Consider the following 18,570-nt stretch of genomic DNA (forward strand, 5'->3'; position numbering starts at 1 on the left):
GCTCGCTCGCCGCTGCGCGGCGTCACTCCCTTCGGTCGTTTCGAACCCAACAGGGTTCGGCACCCTGTCCTATCGCTGTCTATATACGACAAAAGGCACCTTGGTGGTAGCACAAGGTTTCGTGAGGGACAGGGATGATCGCCTGCGGCGTTAGTCGCTGCGCTCCTTGCGAACCGATAGCGTCCGGCACCCTGTTCCGCCGCAGTCTATATACGCAAAAAGGCCTCCATTTCTGGAGGCCTTTTTGCGTATATGGCGGTGGGACAGGGATTCGAACCCTGGATAGGCTATTAACCTATGCCGGTTTTCAAGACCGGTGCATTCAACCGCTCTGCCATCCCACCGACGGATTGGGATAATAGTGATAGACCCCGGAACTGTAAAGGATAAATTCCCCTAAACTCAGCTAACTGGCTGGGTTTTAATCAAAAAGTTGAAGCTGAACCCAAGCTTTCCCAGTGACGTAGAAAAACGGGTGAAACCCTTGCCATTTAAGGTACTCTAAGGCAGTAATTGACTCACTATCCCTACAAGGAGCTTTGTCCCTATGGAAACCCGTCGTTTTGAAACGGCCAGTGCCCATCAAGGTATCGCCATCAATAAGGTGTTGCGTAACACCTACATGCTGCTGGCCATGACTCTGACTTTCGCAGCCGTGGTGGCTGGCACCGCCATGGCCTTTAACCTGCCCCACCCGGGCCTGATCATCACCCTGGTTGGCTTCTACGGCCTGCTGTTCGCCATCCATAAGAAGGCCAACAGCGCCATGGCGATCCCGCTGGTGTTCGCCCTGACCGGCTTTATGGGTTACACCCTCGGTCCCATCCTCAACGCCTACCTGGGCGCTGGCATGGGTGACGTGATTGCCATGGCCTTCGGCGGCACCGCGCTGGTGTTCTTCGGTCTGTCAGCCTACGTGCTGATCACCGGTAAGGATATGTCCTTTATGGGTGGCATGATGCAGGCGGGCTTCTGGGTGATCCTGGCGATGTTCGTTGCCAACATCTTCCTGAACATCCCGGCCCTGTCCATGGCCCTGAGCGCCGTGTTCATCCTGTTCTCCTCCGGTGCGATCCTGATGCAGACCAGTGCCATCGTTCACGGCGGTGAGCGCAACTACGTGCTGGCCACCGTGACCCTGTTTGTGTCTCTGTACAACATCTTCCTCAGCCTGCTGTCGCTGCTGGGTATGAACAACGACTAAGCCAACCGGATCGGATACACTAAGGCCCCATCACGGGGCCTTTTTTCTTTCTCTATGAGCCAATTTCTACTGTTTGTGAACGGCGCCCCCTACGGCAGCCAACACGCCTACAGCGCCCTGCGCTTTGCCGAAGCGGCTTTGGCCGAGGGTCATGCCATTCGCCAGGTGTTCTTCTACCAGGATGGGGTCCACAACGCCTCCCGCCTGCTCTGCCCCGCCAGTGACGAGCTGGACTTGAGCGCACGCTGGCAGGCGCTGCACAGCCAGGGGGTGGAACTGGTCAGCTGCGTTTCCGCCGGCCTGCGCCGCGGAGTGATCGACGCCGAAGCCGCCGAGGATGAGGAGCGCGACAGCACCAACCTGGCCGCCAACTTCCTGCTGGGTGGCTTGGGCGAGTACGTCACCGCCGCCAGCGAAGCGGACCGTGTTATCCAGTTTGGCGGTTAGGAGCCCAGTCATGAGTACCACCATTGTGTTTCGTACCGTGCCCCATGGCGATGCCCGTGGCCGCGAAGGCCTCGATCTGCTGCTGCTGGCCGCCAGTTACGAGGTGCCGCTGACCGCCCTGTTCATCGGCGACGGCGTCTACCAGCTACTGGCCAACCAGCAGCCGGAACTGATCGACAGTAAGGATCACATCAGCACCTTCAAGGCGCTGCCGCTGTATGACGTCGAGGAGATCTGGGTCTGCGCCGACTCCCTGGCCGAACGGGACCTCACCTCGGAGCAGCTGATCCTGCCGGTGCAAACCGCCAGCCCAGACGCCATCCGCCAGCAACTGGCCAACAGCCAACAGGTACTGACGTTTTGACCACACTCAACACCCTTAGCCGTGCCTGCACCAGCCCGGCGGCCCTGGCCGATACCCTGCGCTACCTCAACGATGGTGACACCCTGCTGCTGATCCAGGATGCGGTAGTGATGGCCAGCCAAAGCCGCTTTGCCAGCGAGCTCAAGCGCTTTCGCCTGGTGGTGCTGGCGCCGGATCTGCAAGCCCGCGGCCTGTCTGTCCCTGAACAGACAGAACAGGTAGACTACGCCGGTTTTGTGCAACTGAGCCTGCAACATCAGAACCAGGTGACATGGTAACCACGATGATTTTTAACGGACACGAGATCGAGACCGACAAGCAGGGCTACCTCAAGGACGCCAGCCAATGGCAGCCGGAGATGGCACCGCTGCTGGCCGAGCAGGAGGGGATCACCCTCAGCGACGCCCACTGGGAGGTGGTCAACTTCGTGCGGGAGTTCTACCTGGAGTTCAACACCAGCCCGGCGATCCGGGTACTGGTAAAGGCGATCGGCCAGAAGCTGGGCGAGGACAAAGGCAACAGCAAGTACCTCTACAAACTGTTTCCCAAGGGGCCCGCTAAGCAGGCCACCAAGATCGCCGGGCTGCCTAAGCCTGCCCGCTGCATCTAGTTCGACGATGCCTCAACACCCCCGAATCCCTAACCGGCCTGCTGGCCGGTTTTTTTGTGCCTCCGATTCCCTTCGCGCGATTTTGATGAAATAGTAATAAAATTAACCCTGCGTTAACGTTGGACTGCGCCATGGAATATCAGGTAGCCAGCCTCATCTTGCAAGTGATGCCAGGCTCACAAGACACCGTACATCAATACCTTGACACCATTGAGGGGGCACAGGTTCATGCCCAATCCGCCGATCACCAGATGGTGGTCACCCTCGAGGGCGAAGGTGACGTACTGTCGCCATTGGAGTCCCTCAGCAGCATCCCGGGGGTCCTGTCGGTCTCCCTGGTCAGCCATCACATCGATCACGAATGATCCCTCAAGGAGCAGATTGTGAGCTTGAATCGTCGCGAATTTCTTAAAGCCCAGGCGGTCGCTGCCGCAGCCTCCGTCGCCGGCGTCAGCCTGCCAATGGGGCTGGCCAACGCCGCCCTCGCCCCCAGCAACATCACCTGGCAAAAAGCGCCATGCCGCTTCTGTGGTGTCGGCTGCTCGGTGATGGTGGGCACTCAGGGCAACCAGGTGGTGGCCACCCACGCCGATCCTCACTCCCCGGTGAACGAGGGGCGCAACTGCGTAAAGGGCTACTTCCTGCCCAAGATCATGTACGGCGACGATCGCCTGCAAACCCCGCTGCTGCGGATGAAAAACGGCAAGTTCGACAAATCGGGTGAGCTCACCCCCATCAGTTGGGATCAGGCCTTCGACATCGCCGCCGAAAAATGGAAGGCCGCGCTCAAGGCCAAGGGCCCCAATGGCGTCGGCATGTTCGGCTCTGGCCAGTGGACCATCTGGGAAGGCTACAGCGCCGCCAAACTGATGAAGGCGGGCTTCCGCTCCAACAACATCGAACCCAACGCCCGTCACTGTATGGCCTCCGCCGTGGTCGGCTTTATGCGCGCCTTTGGCATCGACGAGCCGATGGGCTGTTACGACGACTTCGAGCACGCCGATACCTTTGTGTTGTGGGGCTCCAACGCCGCCGAGATGCACCCCGTGCTATGGCAGCGTATGTCCGCCCGCCGCATGAGCCACGAAGGGGCCCAGGTGCACGTGCTCTCCACCTATCAGAACCGCAGCTTCCAGCTGGCCGACAACGCCATGGTGATGAAGCCGCAGTCGGATCTGGTGATCCTTAACTACATCGCCAACCACATCATTCAATCCGGCGCGGTCAATCAGCAGTTCATCAAGGATCACGTCGCCTTCACCAAGGCCGCCGAGGACATCGGTTACGGCCTGCGTCCTGAGCATCCGCTGGAGCAGGCGGCCAAGAACCCGGGCGATGGCAGCATGAGCCCCAGCGACTTCGATGCCTACGCCGAGATGATGAGCGAATACACCCTGGACAAGGCCCACGAGATGTCCGGTGTGCCCAAGGGGCAGCTGGAAGCCCTGGCCAACGCCTACGCCGATCCCAACACCAAGGTGATGAGCCTATGGTGCATGGGGATCAACCAGCACGTGCGGGGGGTGTGGGCCAACAACTCCATCTACAACCTGCACCTCCTCACCGGCAAGATCGCCGAACCCGGCAACTCGCCCTTCTCTCTTACCGGTCAGCCCTCCGCCTGTGGTACCGCCCGCGAGGTGGGTACCTTTGCCCACCGCCTGCCCGCCGACATGGTGGTGGCCAACGACAAGCACCGGGCCAAGGCCGAGGAGATCTGGAAGCTGCCGGAGGGCACCATCAATCCCAAGCCCGGCCCCCACGCGGTGCTGCAAAACCGCATGCTCAAGGACGGTGAGATCAACGTCTACTGGGTGCAGTGCAACAACAACATGCAGGCCGGCCCCAACACCAACGAGGAAGCCCTGCCCGGCTACCTCAACCCCGACAACTTCATCATCGTGTCGGATCCCTACCCCACGGTGACCGCCATGGTGGCGGATCTGGTGCTTCCCACTGCGATGTGGGTAGAGAAGGAAGGGGGCGTCGGCAACGCCGAGCGCCGTACCCATTTCTGGCACCAGATGGTGAAAGCCCCGGGCCAGTCCCGCTCCGATCTGTGGCAGGTATTGGAGTTCTCCAAGCGCTTCACCACCGACGAGGTGTGGGATACCGAGCTGCTGGCCAAGAAGCCGGAGTACAAGGGCAAGACCCTGTACGAGGTGCTGTTTGCCAATGGCACCATCGACAAGTTCCCCCGCGCCGATTGCAGCTCGCCGCTCAATGACGAATCGGATCACTTCGAGTGCTACATCCAGAAGGGGCTGTTTGAGGAGTACGCCCAGTTTGGCCGCGGCCATGGCCACGATCTGGATGACTTTGACGCCTACCACACAAACCGCGGCAAGCGCTGGCCAGTGGTGGACGGCAAGGAAACCCCCTGGCGCTACAACGGCGAGTATGACCCCTACGCCAAGGGAAAGCTCGACTTCTACGGCAAACCCGATGGCAAGGCACTGATCATCGCTAACCCCTACGAGCCACCGGTGGAAGAGCCGGATGACGAGTACGATCTGTGGCTGACCACAGGTCGGGTGCTGGAACACTGGCACACCGCCACCATGACCGGTCGTGTGCCCGAGCTGAAAAAAGCCTACCCCAACGCCAAGGTGTATATGCATGCTAAGGATGCCGAGGCCCGTGGGCTCAAGCATGGCGACGAGATCATCATGGCCAGCCGCCGTGGTGAGGTGCGCTCCCGCGTCGCCACCAAGGGCCGCAACATGTGTCCCGAGGGTCTGGTGTTCATGGCCTTCTTCGACGCCAGCCAGTTAGTGAACAAGCTGCTGATCGACGCGACCGATCCCCTGTCCAGAGAGACCGACTTTAAGAAGTGTGCGGTCAAAGTGAGGAAAGCCTGATGACTTCTCGACTCGCACTTCTGTTGCTCGCGGCAACGGCATTGACCACCGGCTGCAGCCCGGCGGACACCCAGGAAGCGGTGGCGGTGCCCCCGCCGCCGGTGTTCTCCCAGCGTGGCGAGACCCCGGTGGCCGACAACGCCCCGGCACCGGAGATGGCCAGCTACCCCAGTAAGGGCACGGCCATCGCCCGGGACTTTAAGAACCAGCCGCCGCTGATCCCACACAAGCCGGATTACCCCATCACCGCCAAGCGCAACACCTGTCAGGGCTGCCACGCCATCGATGCCAAGATGGACGTGCAGGTGACCCACAGCTCGCACTACCTGGCGGACGGTACCCTCAATGGCGCCTATTACTTCTGTAACGAGTGCCATGTGGCCCAGGCCGATGCGGTGGAGCCTGGCGGCAACCACTTCGCCGCTCCGGGCTATCCGCAGTAAGCTCAGCCGCAGTAAACCCAGTCACTACAGATCCCAAAGGGCCGCAGTCGCGGCCCTTTTTATTGCCCTTCCCCGCCCTGGATTACGCCCAGGGTTACGCACTGCGTTCCCAGAGCACCCTCAGCTCTCATTAAGCCATTTAATGCCTTAACCAACGCCAAGCCCCTGCGCATCTCTCGGTGTGCCCCATCAGCATTTGCCTCTGATTCGGCTCGATAGGTCGCCCTGATCGCAAACCCGGCCAGAGACAAAAAACCCGAAGCCAATTGGCTTCGGGTTTTGCTTTGGGTTGGGAGCTAGGACCGTGTCACCCGGGTCAGTTCACCTCGGAGACCGTCAAGGTCGGGCTGTCCATGCTCGGTCCGGTGACGGTAAAGCGCAGAGTACTTGCCGCCTCCAGGTTCAGGGTCATGTTGGCCCCTTTTACTGCCAGGGGCTTACTGGCGTCCAGGACAACCGCTTCATCACCACCGGCGGCACCGAAGTCCACGGTGTTCCAATCGGCGGTGGCGATCTTGAACTCGTAATCGCCCGCCGCCAGCGCGATATCCACGCTGTAAACCGACATGCCCTGGTAAGCCAGCATGTCTACCTCGCCCCAGCCGTTCATGCTGCCACGGATGTACACCGTGTTGCTGCCGAACATCTCGGCCGGCTGCACCGACAGCAGACGCTCAGAGCGGTCGGAGGCATCGAAGATAAAGGCGTAGGTGGTGTCCATGGTAGCGGTAAAGGTCATGTTGGCCCCACCCACACCCAGCAACTCCTCCTGGCCTTCGGTGACCGCCGGATCCGACTCGGCAGAGCCGTAATCCACGGTGGCCCAATCCTCGGAAGCGACCTTGAACTCGTAGTCACCGGCGGTCAGCGCTACATCGACACGGTAGATCCCACCACCAAGGTAGGCCAACTCGTTATCTGTGCTCCAGCCGTTGAGGCTGCCACGCAGATACACCGGGGTGCCGACGAAGGGCTCTTCGTTGTAAACCACCAATACCGGGTTCTCACTGTCACTGGCATCGAGGGAGAACACGTAGGTAGCATCCATCGCCGGGCTGAAGCGCAGGTTGGCGCCACTGCGGGTCAGGGCCTCATCGGTGCCCTCCTCCACGTCGGCCTCGCCGTCGGACAGGCCACCAAAGTCCACGGTGCTCCAGTCAGCCGAGGCCACCTTGAACTCGTAGTCGCCGGCAGTCAGCGCAATGGCGATGCGATACTCGCCGTCGCCGACGTACTCGAAGCGGTCTACCTCACCCCAATCGTTCATGCCGCCACGAACAAACACCTCGGTGCTGCCGTAAGGAACCACATCCGGCGCACCCACGGTGGCGGTGGCGGCCAGGCCGGTGCCCTGCTCGCCTTGCTGCGGCTTGATGAACACCGCGCTGGTGTAGGCCGGCACGGTAAAGGTGCCCTCGCCTTCGCCGGCACTGAAGCTGCTGCCCTGTACCCGGGTATCCAGCGAAGCGGCCAGGGTGGGATGCAGCACAAAACCTTCGGCAGTGGGGATGGTGTGGGACTGCTCGCTGCCACTGGCGTTGACCATCACCACCAGCGCATCCGCCATGGGATCGAGATCCGCCAGGCCGATGCCATCATCCAGGCTCATTACGATCAAACCTTGGGTCTGGCGCTTGCCCACGTTGTGGAAGCCCAGGCGGGCGATGATCGCTTCCTCGCTGTCCAGACGCAGCAGCGGGGTGTCGCGACGGATGCTGAGCATCTCCTGGAACAGGGTTGCGGCAAAATCGATCTCGCTCATCGACGCTTGGGCACTGGGGTTGAGGGCGATCCCGGCGATGGTCTCCCAGTTATCCTGGTTCTTGTCCGCCGAGGGCAGGCCCACGTTCCAGTTGTTGGTCTCCTTGGTGAAGTCGACGTAGTTGTACCAGTCACCGGCGTCGTAGCTGTCGCGATCCATCGACTTGGAGCGCAGCAGATCGACACCCAGCTGGAAGAAGGGGATCCCTTGGCTGAGCAGCGGCAAGGTAGCGGACAGATGATGGATCCGGACCCGATCCTCCAGGCTGCGGCCCACCGGATGGCTGTACTGCAGTTGATCCCACAGGGTTTCGTTGTCGTGCTTGGAGACGTAGTTGATCGCATCCACCGGGCTTAAGGTGTAACCGGTCGGCTGACCGTTCCAGCTGAAGCTGGCGCCGGTGGCGGAGTTGCCGTTGAAGTCCTTGAGCACGTAGTTTTGCAGGTTGCCGGCCATGGACAGACGCAGGGTGTCCTGATCCTGCAGCCGCTCGTTGGACTCCTCCTCGGCAAACAGACGGCCCTGGCGTACCGCTTCGCGGATCCGATCGTTGAAGGTGCCGATCTCAGAGCCGGCCATGTTGGCCTGGGTTCCTTGCTCGAACAAACGATCGTTCACCACGTCATCGCCGAAGTTCCAGCCTTCACCGTAGAAGAAGTTGTCGGCGTCCACCATCTGTACCGCGTCACGGGCCGCCAGCAGGCTGGGCTTGGGAATGTGGCCCATGATGTCGAAGCGAAAGCCGTCATAGCCATACTGCTGGGCCAGCAGCACCAGCGAGTCGCTCATCAGCTTGTCCATCATGCGGTGCTCGGTGGCGGTGTTCTCGCAGCAGGTGGAACGCCAGATCTCACCACTTTCCTCGTCGTAGCGGTGGTAGTAACCGGGCACCAGCTTATCCAGTACCGAGTTGTCCCATAGCCCGGATGAGGCGGTGTGGTTGTAAACCACGTCCAGAACCACTCGCAGGCCCATCTCGTGCAGCGCCTGGTTCATGGCACGCAGCTCGAGGATCCGCGCCACGCCGTCCGGATCGCTGGCGTAACTGCCTTCAGGGGCGAAGAAGTGCTGCGGATCGTAGCCCCAGTTGAAGCCATCCAGGCCACGCAGTGCGTCCACCAGCGCCTGGGCATCGGCGGAGCCGGGCAGGAAGTCCGCCAGCAGGCTTTCGATGGTGGCACCGTGATCCTCAGTCAGACAGGCCGCCGCGGCGTTGTCGATGCGCTCACACAGCATCCCCAGGGTGTCGGTGATCTCCACCCGCTCGGAACGTTCCTCGTTAACCGTGGCCATGTCGGTGACCGGCAGCACGTGGAAGTGGGTTACCCCAGCCTCCGCCATCGCTTGCAGGTGCATCACCGGCGCGGTGCCGGTTTCGGCAAAGGCCAGGTAGGTACCACGCACCGCCTCCGGCGTGCTTTCGTCACGGATGCTGAAGTCACGAACATGGCCTTCCAGGATCACCGCATCGGCAGTGTTCATCACGGTAGGCACGGCATGGCCATCCCAGCCATCGGGCTTGAGATCGTCATCGTTCAGATTGACAAACTGGCTGTAGCGGCCGTTGGCGGACAAGCTCAGCGAATAGGGATCGGTGGCTTCAATGGTCTCAATCAGGCCGGTGACCGGGTGGAACACCTTGACCTCGAAGCGGTAGAACTGGCGATCCAGGCTGGCATCGCCCTGGTAGCTCCAGATCCCGGTCATCTCATCCAGGGTCATCGCCTGGCTGGAGCTGAGGTTCTTATCCGCATCGTACAGGTTGAGCATCAGCGATTGTGCCGTGGGGGCCCACACCGATACCGACACGCTGTCGCCATCGTACATCACACCCAGTTGCGCCTCGTCGGCGTCCATCTCACCGAAGGTGTAGAGCGCATCCAGCGCCTTGGCGATCTGCACATTGGTGGCTGCCACCGGCACCTCTTCGGCGTTGTAGGCCGCCATCACCAGCTGGCCACGGGCCACCTCTTTGGCCTGCTCGGCGCTCAGGCCGGTGCTGTAGGCGGGCCATTCGGCAAGATGCGGGGCACGTGCCTTCTGCTCGTCGGTCAGCTCGCTGGGGGTCAGTGCCACCACCTCACCGTTGACGATGCGATCAGGCTCCGGCAACACCTCCAGATCCGCCATTTTGGCGTGATGCAGCTTAAACATCGAAACCGCAGTGGGGTCGAGGTTCCACACCAGGGTGTCCGCATCGAGCCAGTGGGCCGCTGCGCCGTCGATCTTCAGCGGCTGAACACCCAGGGTATCGATGGGGTACTCATAAACGGTGGGATGACCGTGGAAGGTAAAGCCCATGCGCTGGGCCCGCTCATCTTCCTGGTTCAGCACCATCTTGGCGTCGAAGTCGCCCAGCGCCTTGCCGGAGCCCTCGGTGCCGATGTGGATGATGAAGTTGGCGCAGTCGCTGTAGCCCTCTTTGAGGTTGAGGATCCAATAGGCGCCGTAGGTAGGGTCGATGCCGTCGTGGATATGGCCATTGGCCCAGTCGGTGGCATCGTGAGGCGGCGCGTAGGCGTCACACTCGTCGTTATTCCAGGTGTGCAGGCGATAACCCTCGTAGCTGGAATCCGGCTCGCCCGGGCGGTTGTAGTAGAGCACCGCCTCCAGCTCGCCCGGGACCGCCACCGGGGTGGGCAAGTCCGGGTTGTAGCCGATGATGCACTGCTCGTTCTTATCATCGGGGAAGCTCGGCGCCGGGCACTGGATCGGCTCCGGTGCCACACACTGGGTACCGGCAGCATTGGGCACATTGGGGGCGTCACAGGTCAGCAGCACGTCGCCGGACTCGGCGCCGTCTCCACAGCCCCAAAGCAGCGCACTGCCCAGCGCGATGGCCGCCAGCTTGGCGGTAGAGGGGAGTCGTGTCATGAATCCATTCTCCAGGTTGTATGGGCGCACGGGCGCAGTGGTGTCGGCGACTTGGGTTCTGGTTTGAGATGTCGTCCAATCACAGCGCATAGGTCACCCCGAGGAAGTATTCCCGGCCAAAGTACTGCAGGGTGCCGGTGCGGCTCTCGTTGCCGAAGTAGCTTTGAGTCGGTTCGTCGGTCAGGTTGTTGACCTGGAACAGCACGCCAAAGTGGTCGTTGATCTGGTAGGAGGTTTGGAAGTCCACCACGGTCTCGCCGTCGAAGTTCACCACCTGCTCGTTCACCGCCACCTGCTCAGACACGAAGTCGTCACGGTAACGGGCACTGACCCGGGCATCGAAGCCGGCGTAGCTGTAGAACAGCGTGGCGGTGGCGACGTTTTCGGACAGACCCGGCAGTGCCTGCGGAATGCTCTCGCCGCCCAGATCGGTTTGGGACTCCACCTCAGACTCGGTGTAGGAGTAGCTGGCATTCAGACCAAAGCCGGACCAGGCCCCCGGCAAGCCGGTGAACACCTGGGTGTAGGCCAGTTCCAGACCGCGAATGTAGCCGCCCTCAGCGTTGTTCACCGCGGTGGTGTAGGTGCCGTTGGTGGTCTCCACCTGCTCGCCACTGACCGGATCGACGATGAAGTCCGGCACGTTGAAGCCGTTGCCCTTAAAGTCGAAGTTTTCGATGGCGATGGTGTCGATAAAGGAGTCGATGTTCTTGTAGAACAGCGCTGCCACGATGGCCCCATCCGGCAGGTAGTACTCGTAGGAGATGTCGTACTGATCGGCGTAGAACGGCTTGAGGAAGGGGTTGTTGGTACTGGAACCGTTGATCTCACCGTCGTCATTCACTGACGCACTGGCGTCACCGGCCAGGCGGTTGATCGGCGGACGGGACATCACCCGAGCCGCGGCAAAGCGGATCTGGCTGTCGTCGGTGATGCGGAAGTTCAGGTTAAGGGACGGCAGGTAGTCGGTGTACTTCTCACCCTTGATGGTGGGTGCGTACAGACCGTTGACGATGCCGATCTCATCAACGATGAACTGGGCCCCCAGGGCGGGATCGCCACCAACGTTCTCCAGCAAGGTGGCGGACTGATCCGTTTCCACCGCACGGATACCGATGTTACCGGTGACCGGCACCGAGCCGATCTCGGCATCGATGTTGAGCATCAGGTAGGCCGCCAGGATCTTCTCGTACACCTCGCCGCTTTGCAGCACCGACCAGGAGTAGTTGGTGGTGTAGCCCTGGGAGTCGAGCACGCCATCGGCGTTACCCCAGGTTTGTACCGGCTGCGGCACCCCACCGGGGAACCAGGCATCCAATGCCTTGTTCAAGTCGATCGCCAGGTAGGACGGGAAGTAGCCAAAATCGCCCTTCCAATCCACCACGTTAACCATGTCTTCGGTCAGGCGCAGCGGCGGCTCGGTGGTGGAGAAGGCGCCATCGTTGCCGTACTCGAACACCGAGCGGTCGTTGGAGTATTCGCGATCGGAGTAGCGCACCCCAAACTCCACTGAGCTGAGGAAGTCGTTGTCCAACGCATAGTTGAAGTCGAGCCGGTAGGCGGTGACCTCATCCTCGTTCACATAGGGGTAGATCCCGTATTTGCTCACCATCACCCGGTTGATGTCGGAGAAGGCGTCAGCCTGGCTGAAGCCCACGTCCGGCAGGTTGAGGCCGTTGAGCAGGTAGTTGATGGAGACGTTCTGATCGAACACCGGGTTGGCTACGGTGGCGTCCTCCGCCACGTTGGCCCACAGCAGGCCGTTGCGGAAGTCACTCTTGGCGGAGGAGAAGGAGACGTCGGCGTTGACGGTGAGGTTGTCGGTCACCTGCCAGTCGGCGTTGATGCCGTAGCTGTCCACTTCGTCGAAGTCGCGGTTATCGTCGTTGACGATCTCCACCCGGGTGTAGCTGTTGCTGGTGCGGGTGAAGTTGCCGCCGATCACGGCATTGCCGTCCAGTACCGGATTGGACACCGCCACGTTGGGGCCGCCCAGCTTAACCCGGTATCCCCGGGCAAAGGCTTCGGAGTCGAAGCGGGAGAGGAAGGCATCGGCCTTGAGCACGAAGCGGTCATTGGGGGCCCACTCGATGGCGCCCATGTAGCCGTTACGGGTCTCGACCCCGCCCAGGTGCTGGATCTCAAAGCCTTCGCTGATGTACTCGTTACCCGGGTTCTCCTCCGGGCCATCCATGTCATCCGCCAGGCCATCCACGTCCTTGCTGTCGTTGTAGTGCAGGCCGATAAACTGGGTGGCCACCGAGGGCTGATCCAGTCGGGCATAGCCCAGGGCCAACCCTAAGGTTTCGTCCAGAAACTTGCCCTGGTAGGAGAAACTGAGGCGGGAGCCGAACTCGTCGGCGCCTTCCACTTCGTCGGCCCGGTCGTTGTACATGCCCCGCACGTTGGCAACAAAGTTGTGAGTCTTGTCTGCGGCCAGCGGACTGGCGGTGGCCAGTTCCACCGTACCGGCCACCCCACCCTCAATCAGCGAGGCCTTGGGGGATTTGTATACCGCGGCAGAGGTGATGAGCTCGGAGGGGTACTGGTCAAATTCGATGCTGCGGCTGCCACTGGTGGAAACCTGCTCGCGCCCGTTCAACGTGGAGAACACAAAACCACCGGACATACCCCGGATATTGATCTCCGCCGCCTGGCCGCCGGTCCGTACTGCCGAGATCCCTGGCAAACGGGTCAGGGCGTCCGCCATGGACACATCCGGCAAGGCGCCGAGATCATCCGCGCTGAGCTGCTCTGACACGGTATCGCCGTAGCGCTTGGCATCCAGCGAGTCGATCAGGCTGCGGCTGTAGCCAGTCACCTCGATACGCTCAATCTCCTCCTCATCGTAACCGGCCTGCTCAGTGGCAGGCTCGGCAACTTGTTCGGCTGGAGGGTCGGTCTCTGGGGTGTCCGCTTCCGCGGCGTGGAGTTGCCAGGGGGCAACGCTGGCACCGATGCCCGCGGCGGCTAACGCCAGGGCGAGGATACTGGGTCTGAATTGTGGCATCTGCTTCCCTTCCGTCTTTGCGACTGTGAGTTGCCCAATGCCCGCTTATACGACCCTGATTAACCTGAACATTAGGCTTATTGTTAAACGCTATGTTAGGCATGGTTAAATTTTGGTAACAACGGCATGCATACGTATTCATTGCAACTTTATGAAAACGGATGAAAACAAAAAAGCCACGCGAATGCGTGGCTTAAAGTGGCTAAGATGCAGCAACGTGCTGGCTTAAGCAGCGAACCGCACAGGTGTTAAGCGGTGGGATTGCAAAGGGACTGGCTGAGGACTCAGACAGACCAATGGCTAATTCTTGAGCAGTGGATTCACAGGCCAGACAGCCAGATGTTAACGAGTCGTAAGGATAACCAGGCGCCCACCAGGGTCAGTACCAGCAGCAACCAGGCCATCAAATGGTACACCGCCCGAACCGTGCGAACCTTGAAACGAGCCCAGCGGCCATCAGAGGCGGAAGGCGTATCAGGGACGAAAGGAAAGGTAACCACCATGGCATACCCCGCCAACGCCCAAATCAGCAATACCACACTGGGGATTAGCCCTGTATCCCCCTCACTGCCCTGCCCCAGCAGCACGGTGTAGCTGAACCAGGCAACAGCACTAACGGCCACCACCAGCGAAACTGGCCGTAACCACAGCGCCTTACGGGACAGGGTCTTTAGTCGGTCAATCATTTCGGCTCAGGCCTTTTTGACGAACTTGGCGGTCACCATCATCTCGCCGGCACCATCTACCTTGCAGTCGAGTTGGTGATCTTTGCCATCGTTGATCCTTCGTACCAGCGCCTTGGTACCGATCTTCAGCACCAGGGAGCTGCCCTTCACCTTGAGATCCTTGGCCAGGGTGACACGGTCGCCCTCTGCCAACAAACTGCCGTTGGCATCCTTAACCACTATCTTCTCCGCTTCCGCCTGCTCCACCGGGTTCCATTCGTAGCCGCACTCGGGACAGATCAGCTGACTCTGATCCTGGTAAACGTACTGGGATTGGCAGGCGGGACAAGGTGGCAAAGACATGGCGAACACTCAAAGCAGAAAACAGAGGGGGCATTGTAAGGGCAAGCGGGGCTAGGCGCGACCAATCAGGCGTTGGATTTGGGCCTCAGCGGGTTTGCAGGTTTAAGCCATCAGCATCAACCGCTTTGGCTGTTTACCTGGCTTTCCTCTTCATGGCACACCAACTCTATATTGTGCCCGTCCGGGCCAATCACATAGGCCGCATAATAGCGTCCGCTATAGTCAGGACGCAGACCGGGGCCGCCATTGTCTTTGGCCCCCGCTTGCAGAGCCAAACGGTGAAAGCTATCCACTTGATCTCGGTGCTTAGCCACAAAAGCGATGTGCAAAGGCGAGGGATTGGCTTGCGGTTGGCGGCGAATGCAAAGGGAACTCTTGCCGTCTGTACTTAACTCGACCCCCATCTCCCCTTCAGAGAGCACCTTGATGCCCAGCGGTGCCAGGGCCGTCAGGTAGAACGCCTTGCTCTGCTCATAGTCAGTGACGCCGAACACGACATGATCAAACATCCACCGCTCCCTGGTTAAGCCGAGTCATCCCCGCACCTTGAGGTACCACCACACCAGCGGGATCATGATGACAATCTCAATACCCACGTTGATCCACTGTTTCATCACCGGCCCATCCAGAGCCATGCCAATTAATCGAGCCACCAGCAAGCCAAACAGCAGTGAGCAACCGGCGGCAGCCAGGGATTGATTCCAGGGCTGAAGTTGATGATGAAACAGCAGCAAGGTTCCAAAGCCGATAAGCAGCCCCCACCAGATCCGCCGCTCCGTAGCTTGGAAAGGGTCTGTCGGTACCGGCTTATTGCTCACCAGCTCCGGATCCCACACCAGTACGAGACCGGCCAGGATAAGCAAAACACCAACGGCTCTGAGTATCAGGCTGAGCTCCATCGCTGGCTCCTCGGGTTAGGGCGAAATCACTTGGCAGGCACCAAGCGTAGGATTTTACCGCTGTCCGTAGAGAAGTAGATGAAACCATCCGGCCCTTGGCGCAGCGAGCGGATCCGCTCTTCAAAGTCTTCCAGCAACCGTTCTTCACCCTGTATCTCGCCCTTGTCATCCACCGCCACACGGTTGATGTGAGTCAGCTTAAGCGCGCCGGAGAACAGGTTTCCTGACCAAGCAGGGAACACCTCACCGGTGTACAACATCAAGGAACTGGGCGCTATCGATGGGGTGTACACCTTCTTTGGCTGCTCCATCCCCTCCTTGTGCGTGCCTTCACCAACGCTTTTCGGCCCCCAATACTCCTTGCCATAGGAGATCACAGGCCAGCCGTAGTTGCGCTTAGGCTCAACCAGGTTGATCTCATCACCCCCCCTGGGGCCATGCTCGTTCACCCAAAGTCGATCGTTGGTGGCATCCCGCGCGATGCCCTGAGGGTTTCGATGGCCATAACTCCAGATCTCAGGCAGTACGTCCTTATTATCGACAAAGGGGTTATCGCTGGGTACGCTGCCATCCAGCTTCACACGCAATACCGAGCCATTGTGTTGCTGCAGATCTTGAGACGATGGCCTGACGCCACGATCACCAATAGTGAAGAACACATGGCCCTGGCCATCGAACTCGATACGGCTGCCATAGTGCCGGCCGGTATCAGAGCGCGACTGGGTGACAACAAGCTCTTCCCAGGACTCCACCTTCCCCTTCGCCAGCTTGGCCCGAGCCAGTACGGTCACGCCTTCGCCATCGATATCCTTTGAGTACGTCAGGTAAATCCAGTCGCCAGCTTTGAAACCTGGCGCTGTCGCCACATCCAGCAAGCCGCCCTGCCCTTCGGCCTTCACTTGCGGAACGCCCTCGATGCGTTGCACCTTGCCCGACGAGATAGACACCACACCCATCTTGCCATCACGCTCAGTGAAGACGATCTCGTCGTCACTCAGAAAGGCCATGCCCCAAACCACACCGAACCCCTCGGCGACAAGCTCAACGGCAACCTCGCCCTGCTCGCTGGTCTCTTGGTAAAGCGCGTCGGCATGACTGACACTGGACAACGACAGCAGAAGCACACTGACTGAGAGATGCAATTTGTTAAATGGCTTAAACACGTTATTCCTCGCAATTGAGTAGGGGTTGCGGCGACTCAGAGACAGGGTAAGCCTAGTCAGAAACCAAGCCCGGCTGTTCTACCCGTTTTGCCGCTAAACAACGGAAACCGAATCGACGCGCTGACGCCCATCAGCCTCCAGGGCGTTGGCTCCTATGCCCAACGCCTTCGTTATTAGAAAACTTCCTGAAGGTACTCAGAAAATCGTTGCCACGACTTCTTGTCCGCCTGCTCATGGTAGCGGGAGGAGCCAATCACCGAAAAGGCGTGTGGCGCACCACTATAAGTCGTCATCTCATGAACTATACCGGCGGTTTCAAGCTCAACCGCCAAGGTAGAAAAATCGCTCATTGGCACGGCCTTGTCAGCGGTACCGTGAAAGACGACTACTTGCCCGGCAGTATCCTGGTAGCTCTGGCCCTCCGGGGTTTTCAGGCCGCCATGAAAGCTGATGAAGCTCTTCAATGGGGTACCGGCTCTTGCCATCTCCAGCGCGACTGCGCCGCCGAAGCAGTAACCTACGACGGCGGCATTCTCTGCGTTGCCACCCAAAGCCACGGCGTGAGAGAGGCTGGCATCCATCAGCTTGCGCATCTTGTCTCTGTCTTGATACAGGCTTTGCGTCATTGCCCGCTTATCTTCTGTACTCTCAGGACGGTTGCCCTTGCCGTAGAGATCAACAGCGAAAACGCTATAGCCTTGCTCTTTGAGCATGGATGCCCGTGTTCTTTCGTAGTGAGTGAGGCCATCCCAATCATGCACAATGATGACAAGCGGCGCCCCGTCCCCTGCAGAGAGATAGTACCCCTCATACATTTCCCCACCGTAGTCATAGTCGGTCGACATGCCTAGAGCACTAAATGAGAGGGTTGCCGCAACAATCGCAATCCATTTTTTCATGTAATGATTCCCCGTTAAAGATAATTAAACCACTTACAGTGGCTGGTCGTTATCAAGCCAAATTTACAAAGCTACTTTTTACTGCCCAGCATAGAGAATAAATGGCCTAATCAATCATCTTCGACCAACATAAAAATCTGTATGACAACAGCAGCCGCAAGAAGTGAAATCCCTACAAAATCAGCCAATATTATTTTGTTAATGCTTTCATTAAAGTCACCAACTAGATAGGATAAAACGACAAAACCAACCATGCTTAGCCCGGCAAAAACCATAGCAACTGTTCTGTACACCGGTTTGAAGGCAGAGTAAATAATAAAGCTTCCCACGATACCAAACAGTAAAGCTCTGTGACGCATTAGAATAATCAGTTCACTAGAGTTAAGCTCAATACCATAGGCGCTTTCTAATCTTACAGTAGAAAGAACACCGAATACTGGTAAGAAATTGATGAGCCCAACCAGGATTAGTAAAACAAAAAGGAGTTTTGACATGAGTAACCCTTGAAGAAACTAGCACCACTAACGCAGCCGATCGTAGCAATGTTATTACCATGATTTCGGCAGGTTTGATTTTCCTTGTTAAGGTTCACCGCCACCTCCTTCGCTAAAGTCACTGACGGCTCTTGCCTCATCAGCGCGGGAGGCACCAACAACATTCACATGCTGTTCTACAACGTAAGCAAAAAACAGCCTATCCCATATCTGGCCCCACAAACTATCCGAGTCAGAGGCCTTTCTATACAGCTCTACCTTGAGAATCGACTGAATCAACAAAGGTCCAACTACGGGAATAAGCCAGGAAATAGCAATTGCAACAACAGATTGCTTTGAATCTAAAGAGTAACTACGCATGACCATATAGGTAATGCGCAATGGCATATAAACAATCACAGCTAATACAGCTATCAACAGATAATTTGGCATCCGTCACCCTCCCTGGGAATCTTAACGCCGCCTGAAGCGGTGAGTGATAGTTTGCTAGATTGTGAAGCGAAGCGGAACCA

Annotated in this window: 18 protein-coding genes and 1 tRNA gene; 8 read left to right on the top strand and 11 right to left on the bottom strand. The window is 59.0% G+C overall.

All coding sequences use genetic code 11. From position 1 onward, the window contains the following. Positions 1 to 253: 253 nt before the first annotated feature. Positions 254 to 344 (bottom strand) — tRNA-Ser (locus BUC04_RS02480). A gap of 203 nt (positions 345 to 547) precedes the next feature. Between BUC04_RS02480 and BUC04_RS02485 the strand changes: the two genes are divergently transcribed. From BUC04_RS02485 to BUC04_RS24190, 8 genes are all read left to right on the top strand, one after another. Beyond that, complete coding sequence (locus BUC04_RS02485) at positions 548 to 1,204, top strand: Bax inhibitor-1/YccA family protein (protein WP_067658186.1); 657 nt, start codon at positions 548 to 550, stop codon at positions 1,202 to 1,204. Between the two features lie 54 nt (positions 1,205 to 1,258). Beyond that, positions 1,259 to 1,651, top strand: a complete 393-nt coding sequence (gene tusD / locus BUC04_RS02490; RefSeq protein ID WP_067658189.1) for a sulfurtransferase complex subunit TusD — start codon at positions 1,259 to 1,261, stop codon at positions 1,649 to 1,651. A 10-nt stretch (positions 1,652 to 1,661) separates the two neighbouring features. After that, positions 1,662 to 2,015 carry a sulfurtransferase complex subunit TusC gene (gene tusC / locus BUC04_RS02495; RefSeq protein WP_067658192.1) on the top strand — a complete coding sequence of 118 codons (354 nt, stop codon included), beginning with the start codon at positions 1,662 to 1,664 and terminating at the stop codon, positions 2,013 to 2,015. Further along, positions 2,012 to 2,293 (top strand): sulfurtransferase complex subunit TusB, encoded by a 282-nt coding sequence (gene tusB / locus BUC04_RS02500; protein WP_067658195.1) that lies wholly within the window; start codon positions 2,012 to 2,014, stop codon positions 2,291 to 2,293. Before tusC ends, tusB begins: the two co-directional genes overlap by 4 nt. Beyond that, positions 2,287 to 2,625 carry a TusE/DsrC/DsvC family sulfur relay protein gene (locus BUC04_RS02505; RefSeq protein WP_082766612.1) on the top strand — a complete coding sequence of 113 codons (339 nt, stop codon included), beginning with the start codon at positions 2,287 to 2,289 and terminating at the stop codon, positions 2,623 to 2,625. Before tusB ends, BUC04_RS02505 begins: the two co-directional genes overlap by 7 nt. 131 nt (positions 2,626 to 2,756) lie before the next feature. Next, positions 2,757 to 2,990, top strand: coding sequence for a chaperone NapD (locus BUC04_RS02510; protein WP_067658201.1), 234 nt, complete (start codon positions 2,757 to 2,759; stop codon positions 2,988 to 2,990). 18 nt (positions 2,991 to 3,008) lie between these two features. Continuing rightward, entirely contained in the window at positions 3,009 to 5,486 is a 2,478-nt protein-coding gene (gene napA, locus BUC04_RS02515) for a nitrate reductase catalytic subunit NapA (protein WP_067658204.1), read from the top strand. Further along, positions 5,486 to 5,929 carry a nitrate reductase cytochrome c-type subunit gene (locus BUC04_RS24190; RefSeq protein ID WP_073325541.1) on the top strand — a complete coding sequence of 148 codons (444 nt, stop codon included), beginning with the start codon at positions 5,486 to 5,488 and terminating at the stop codon, positions 5,927 to 5,929. The genes napA and BUC04_RS24190 overlap by 1 nt, the downstream gene beginning before the upstream one ends. 316 nt (positions 5,930 to 6,245) lie before the next feature. On the opposite strand, the gene pulA is transcribed toward BUC04_RS24190, so the two are convergent. From pulA to BUC04_RS02570, 10 genes are all read right to left on the bottom strand, one after another. Then, positions 6,246 to 10,565: a pullulanase-type alpha-1,6-glucosidase gene (gene pulA / locus BUC04_RS02525; protein ID WP_067658210.1), complete on the bottom strand. Its 4,320-nt coding sequence runs from the start codon at positions 10,563 to 10,565 to the stop codon at positions 6,246 to 6,248. A 79-nt stretch (positions 10,566 to 10,644) separates the two neighbouring features. Next, on the bottom strand, positions 10,645 to 13,575 hold the full coding sequence (locus tag BUC04_RS02530; RefSeq protein WP_067658213.1) for a TonB-dependent receptor: 2,931 nt from the start codon (positions 13,573 to 13,575) through the stop codon (positions 10,645 to 10,647). Between the two features lie 320 nt (positions 13,576 to 13,895). After that, positions 13,896 to 14,261 (bottom strand): hypothetical protein, encoded by a 366-nt coding sequence (locus BUC04_RS02535; RefSeq protein ID WP_067658216.1) that lies wholly within the window; start codon positions 14,259 to 14,261, stop codon positions 13,896 to 13,898. 6 nt (positions 14,262 to 14,267) lie between these two features. Continuing rightward, the gene (locus tag BUC04_RS02540; RefSeq protein WP_067658219.1) at positions 14,268 to 14,603 is read right to left on the bottom strand and encodes a zinc ribbon domain-containing protein YjdM; all 336 of its coding nucleotides are present in this window, start codon (positions 14,601 to 14,603) and stop codon (positions 14,268 to 14,270) included. A 116-nt stretch (positions 14,604 to 14,719) separates the two neighbouring features. Beyond that, the gene (locus tag BUC04_RS02545; protein WP_067658222.1) at positions 14,720 to 15,112 is read right to left on the bottom strand and encodes a VOC family protein; all 393 of its coding nucleotides are present in this window, start codon (positions 15,110 to 15,112) and stop codon (positions 14,720 to 14,722) included. A gap of 24 nt (positions 15,113 to 15,136) precedes the next feature. After that, positions 15,137 to 15,502 (bottom strand): DUF4345 family protein, encoded by a 366-nt coding sequence (locus BUC04_RS02550; protein WP_067658225.1) that lies wholly within the window; start codon positions 15,500 to 15,502, stop codon positions 15,137 to 15,139. Between the two features lie 26 nt (positions 15,503 to 15,528). Then, on the bottom strand, positions 15,529 to 16,665 hold the full coding sequence (locus tag BUC04_RS02555; protein ID WP_067658227.1) for a PQQ-dependent sugar dehydrogenase: 1,137 nt from the start codon (positions 16,663 to 16,665) through the stop codon (positions 15,529 to 15,531). 173 nt (positions 16,666 to 16,838) lie between these two features. Beyond that, positions 16,839 to 17,564 (bottom strand): dienelactone hydrolase family protein, encoded by a 726-nt coding sequence (locus BUC04_RS02560; protein ID WP_067658229.1) that lies wholly within the window; start codon positions 17,562 to 17,564, stop codon positions 16,839 to 16,841. A gap of 110 nt (positions 17,565 to 17,674) precedes the next feature. Next, on the bottom strand, positions 17,675 to 18,058 hold the full coding sequence (locus BUC04_RS02565; protein ID WP_067658231.1) for a hypothetical protein: 384 nt from the start codon (positions 18,056 to 18,058) through the stop codon (positions 17,675 to 17,677). Positions 18,059 to 18,145: 87 nt separating this feature from the next. Beyond that, a complete protein-coding gene (locus BUC04_RS02570) occupies positions 18,146 to 18,490 on the bottom strand; it encodes a hypothetical protein (protein ID WP_067658234.1) in 345 nt (114 codons plus the stop codon). Positions 18,491 to 18,570 lie beyond the last annotated feature (80 nt).

Origin of the sequence: Ferrimonas marina, from assembly GCF_900129905.1 — a bacterium.
GTDB classification, from domain to species: Bacteria; Pseudomonadota; Gammaproteobacteria; order Enterobacterales; family Shewanellaceae; genus Ferrimonas; species Ferrimonas marina.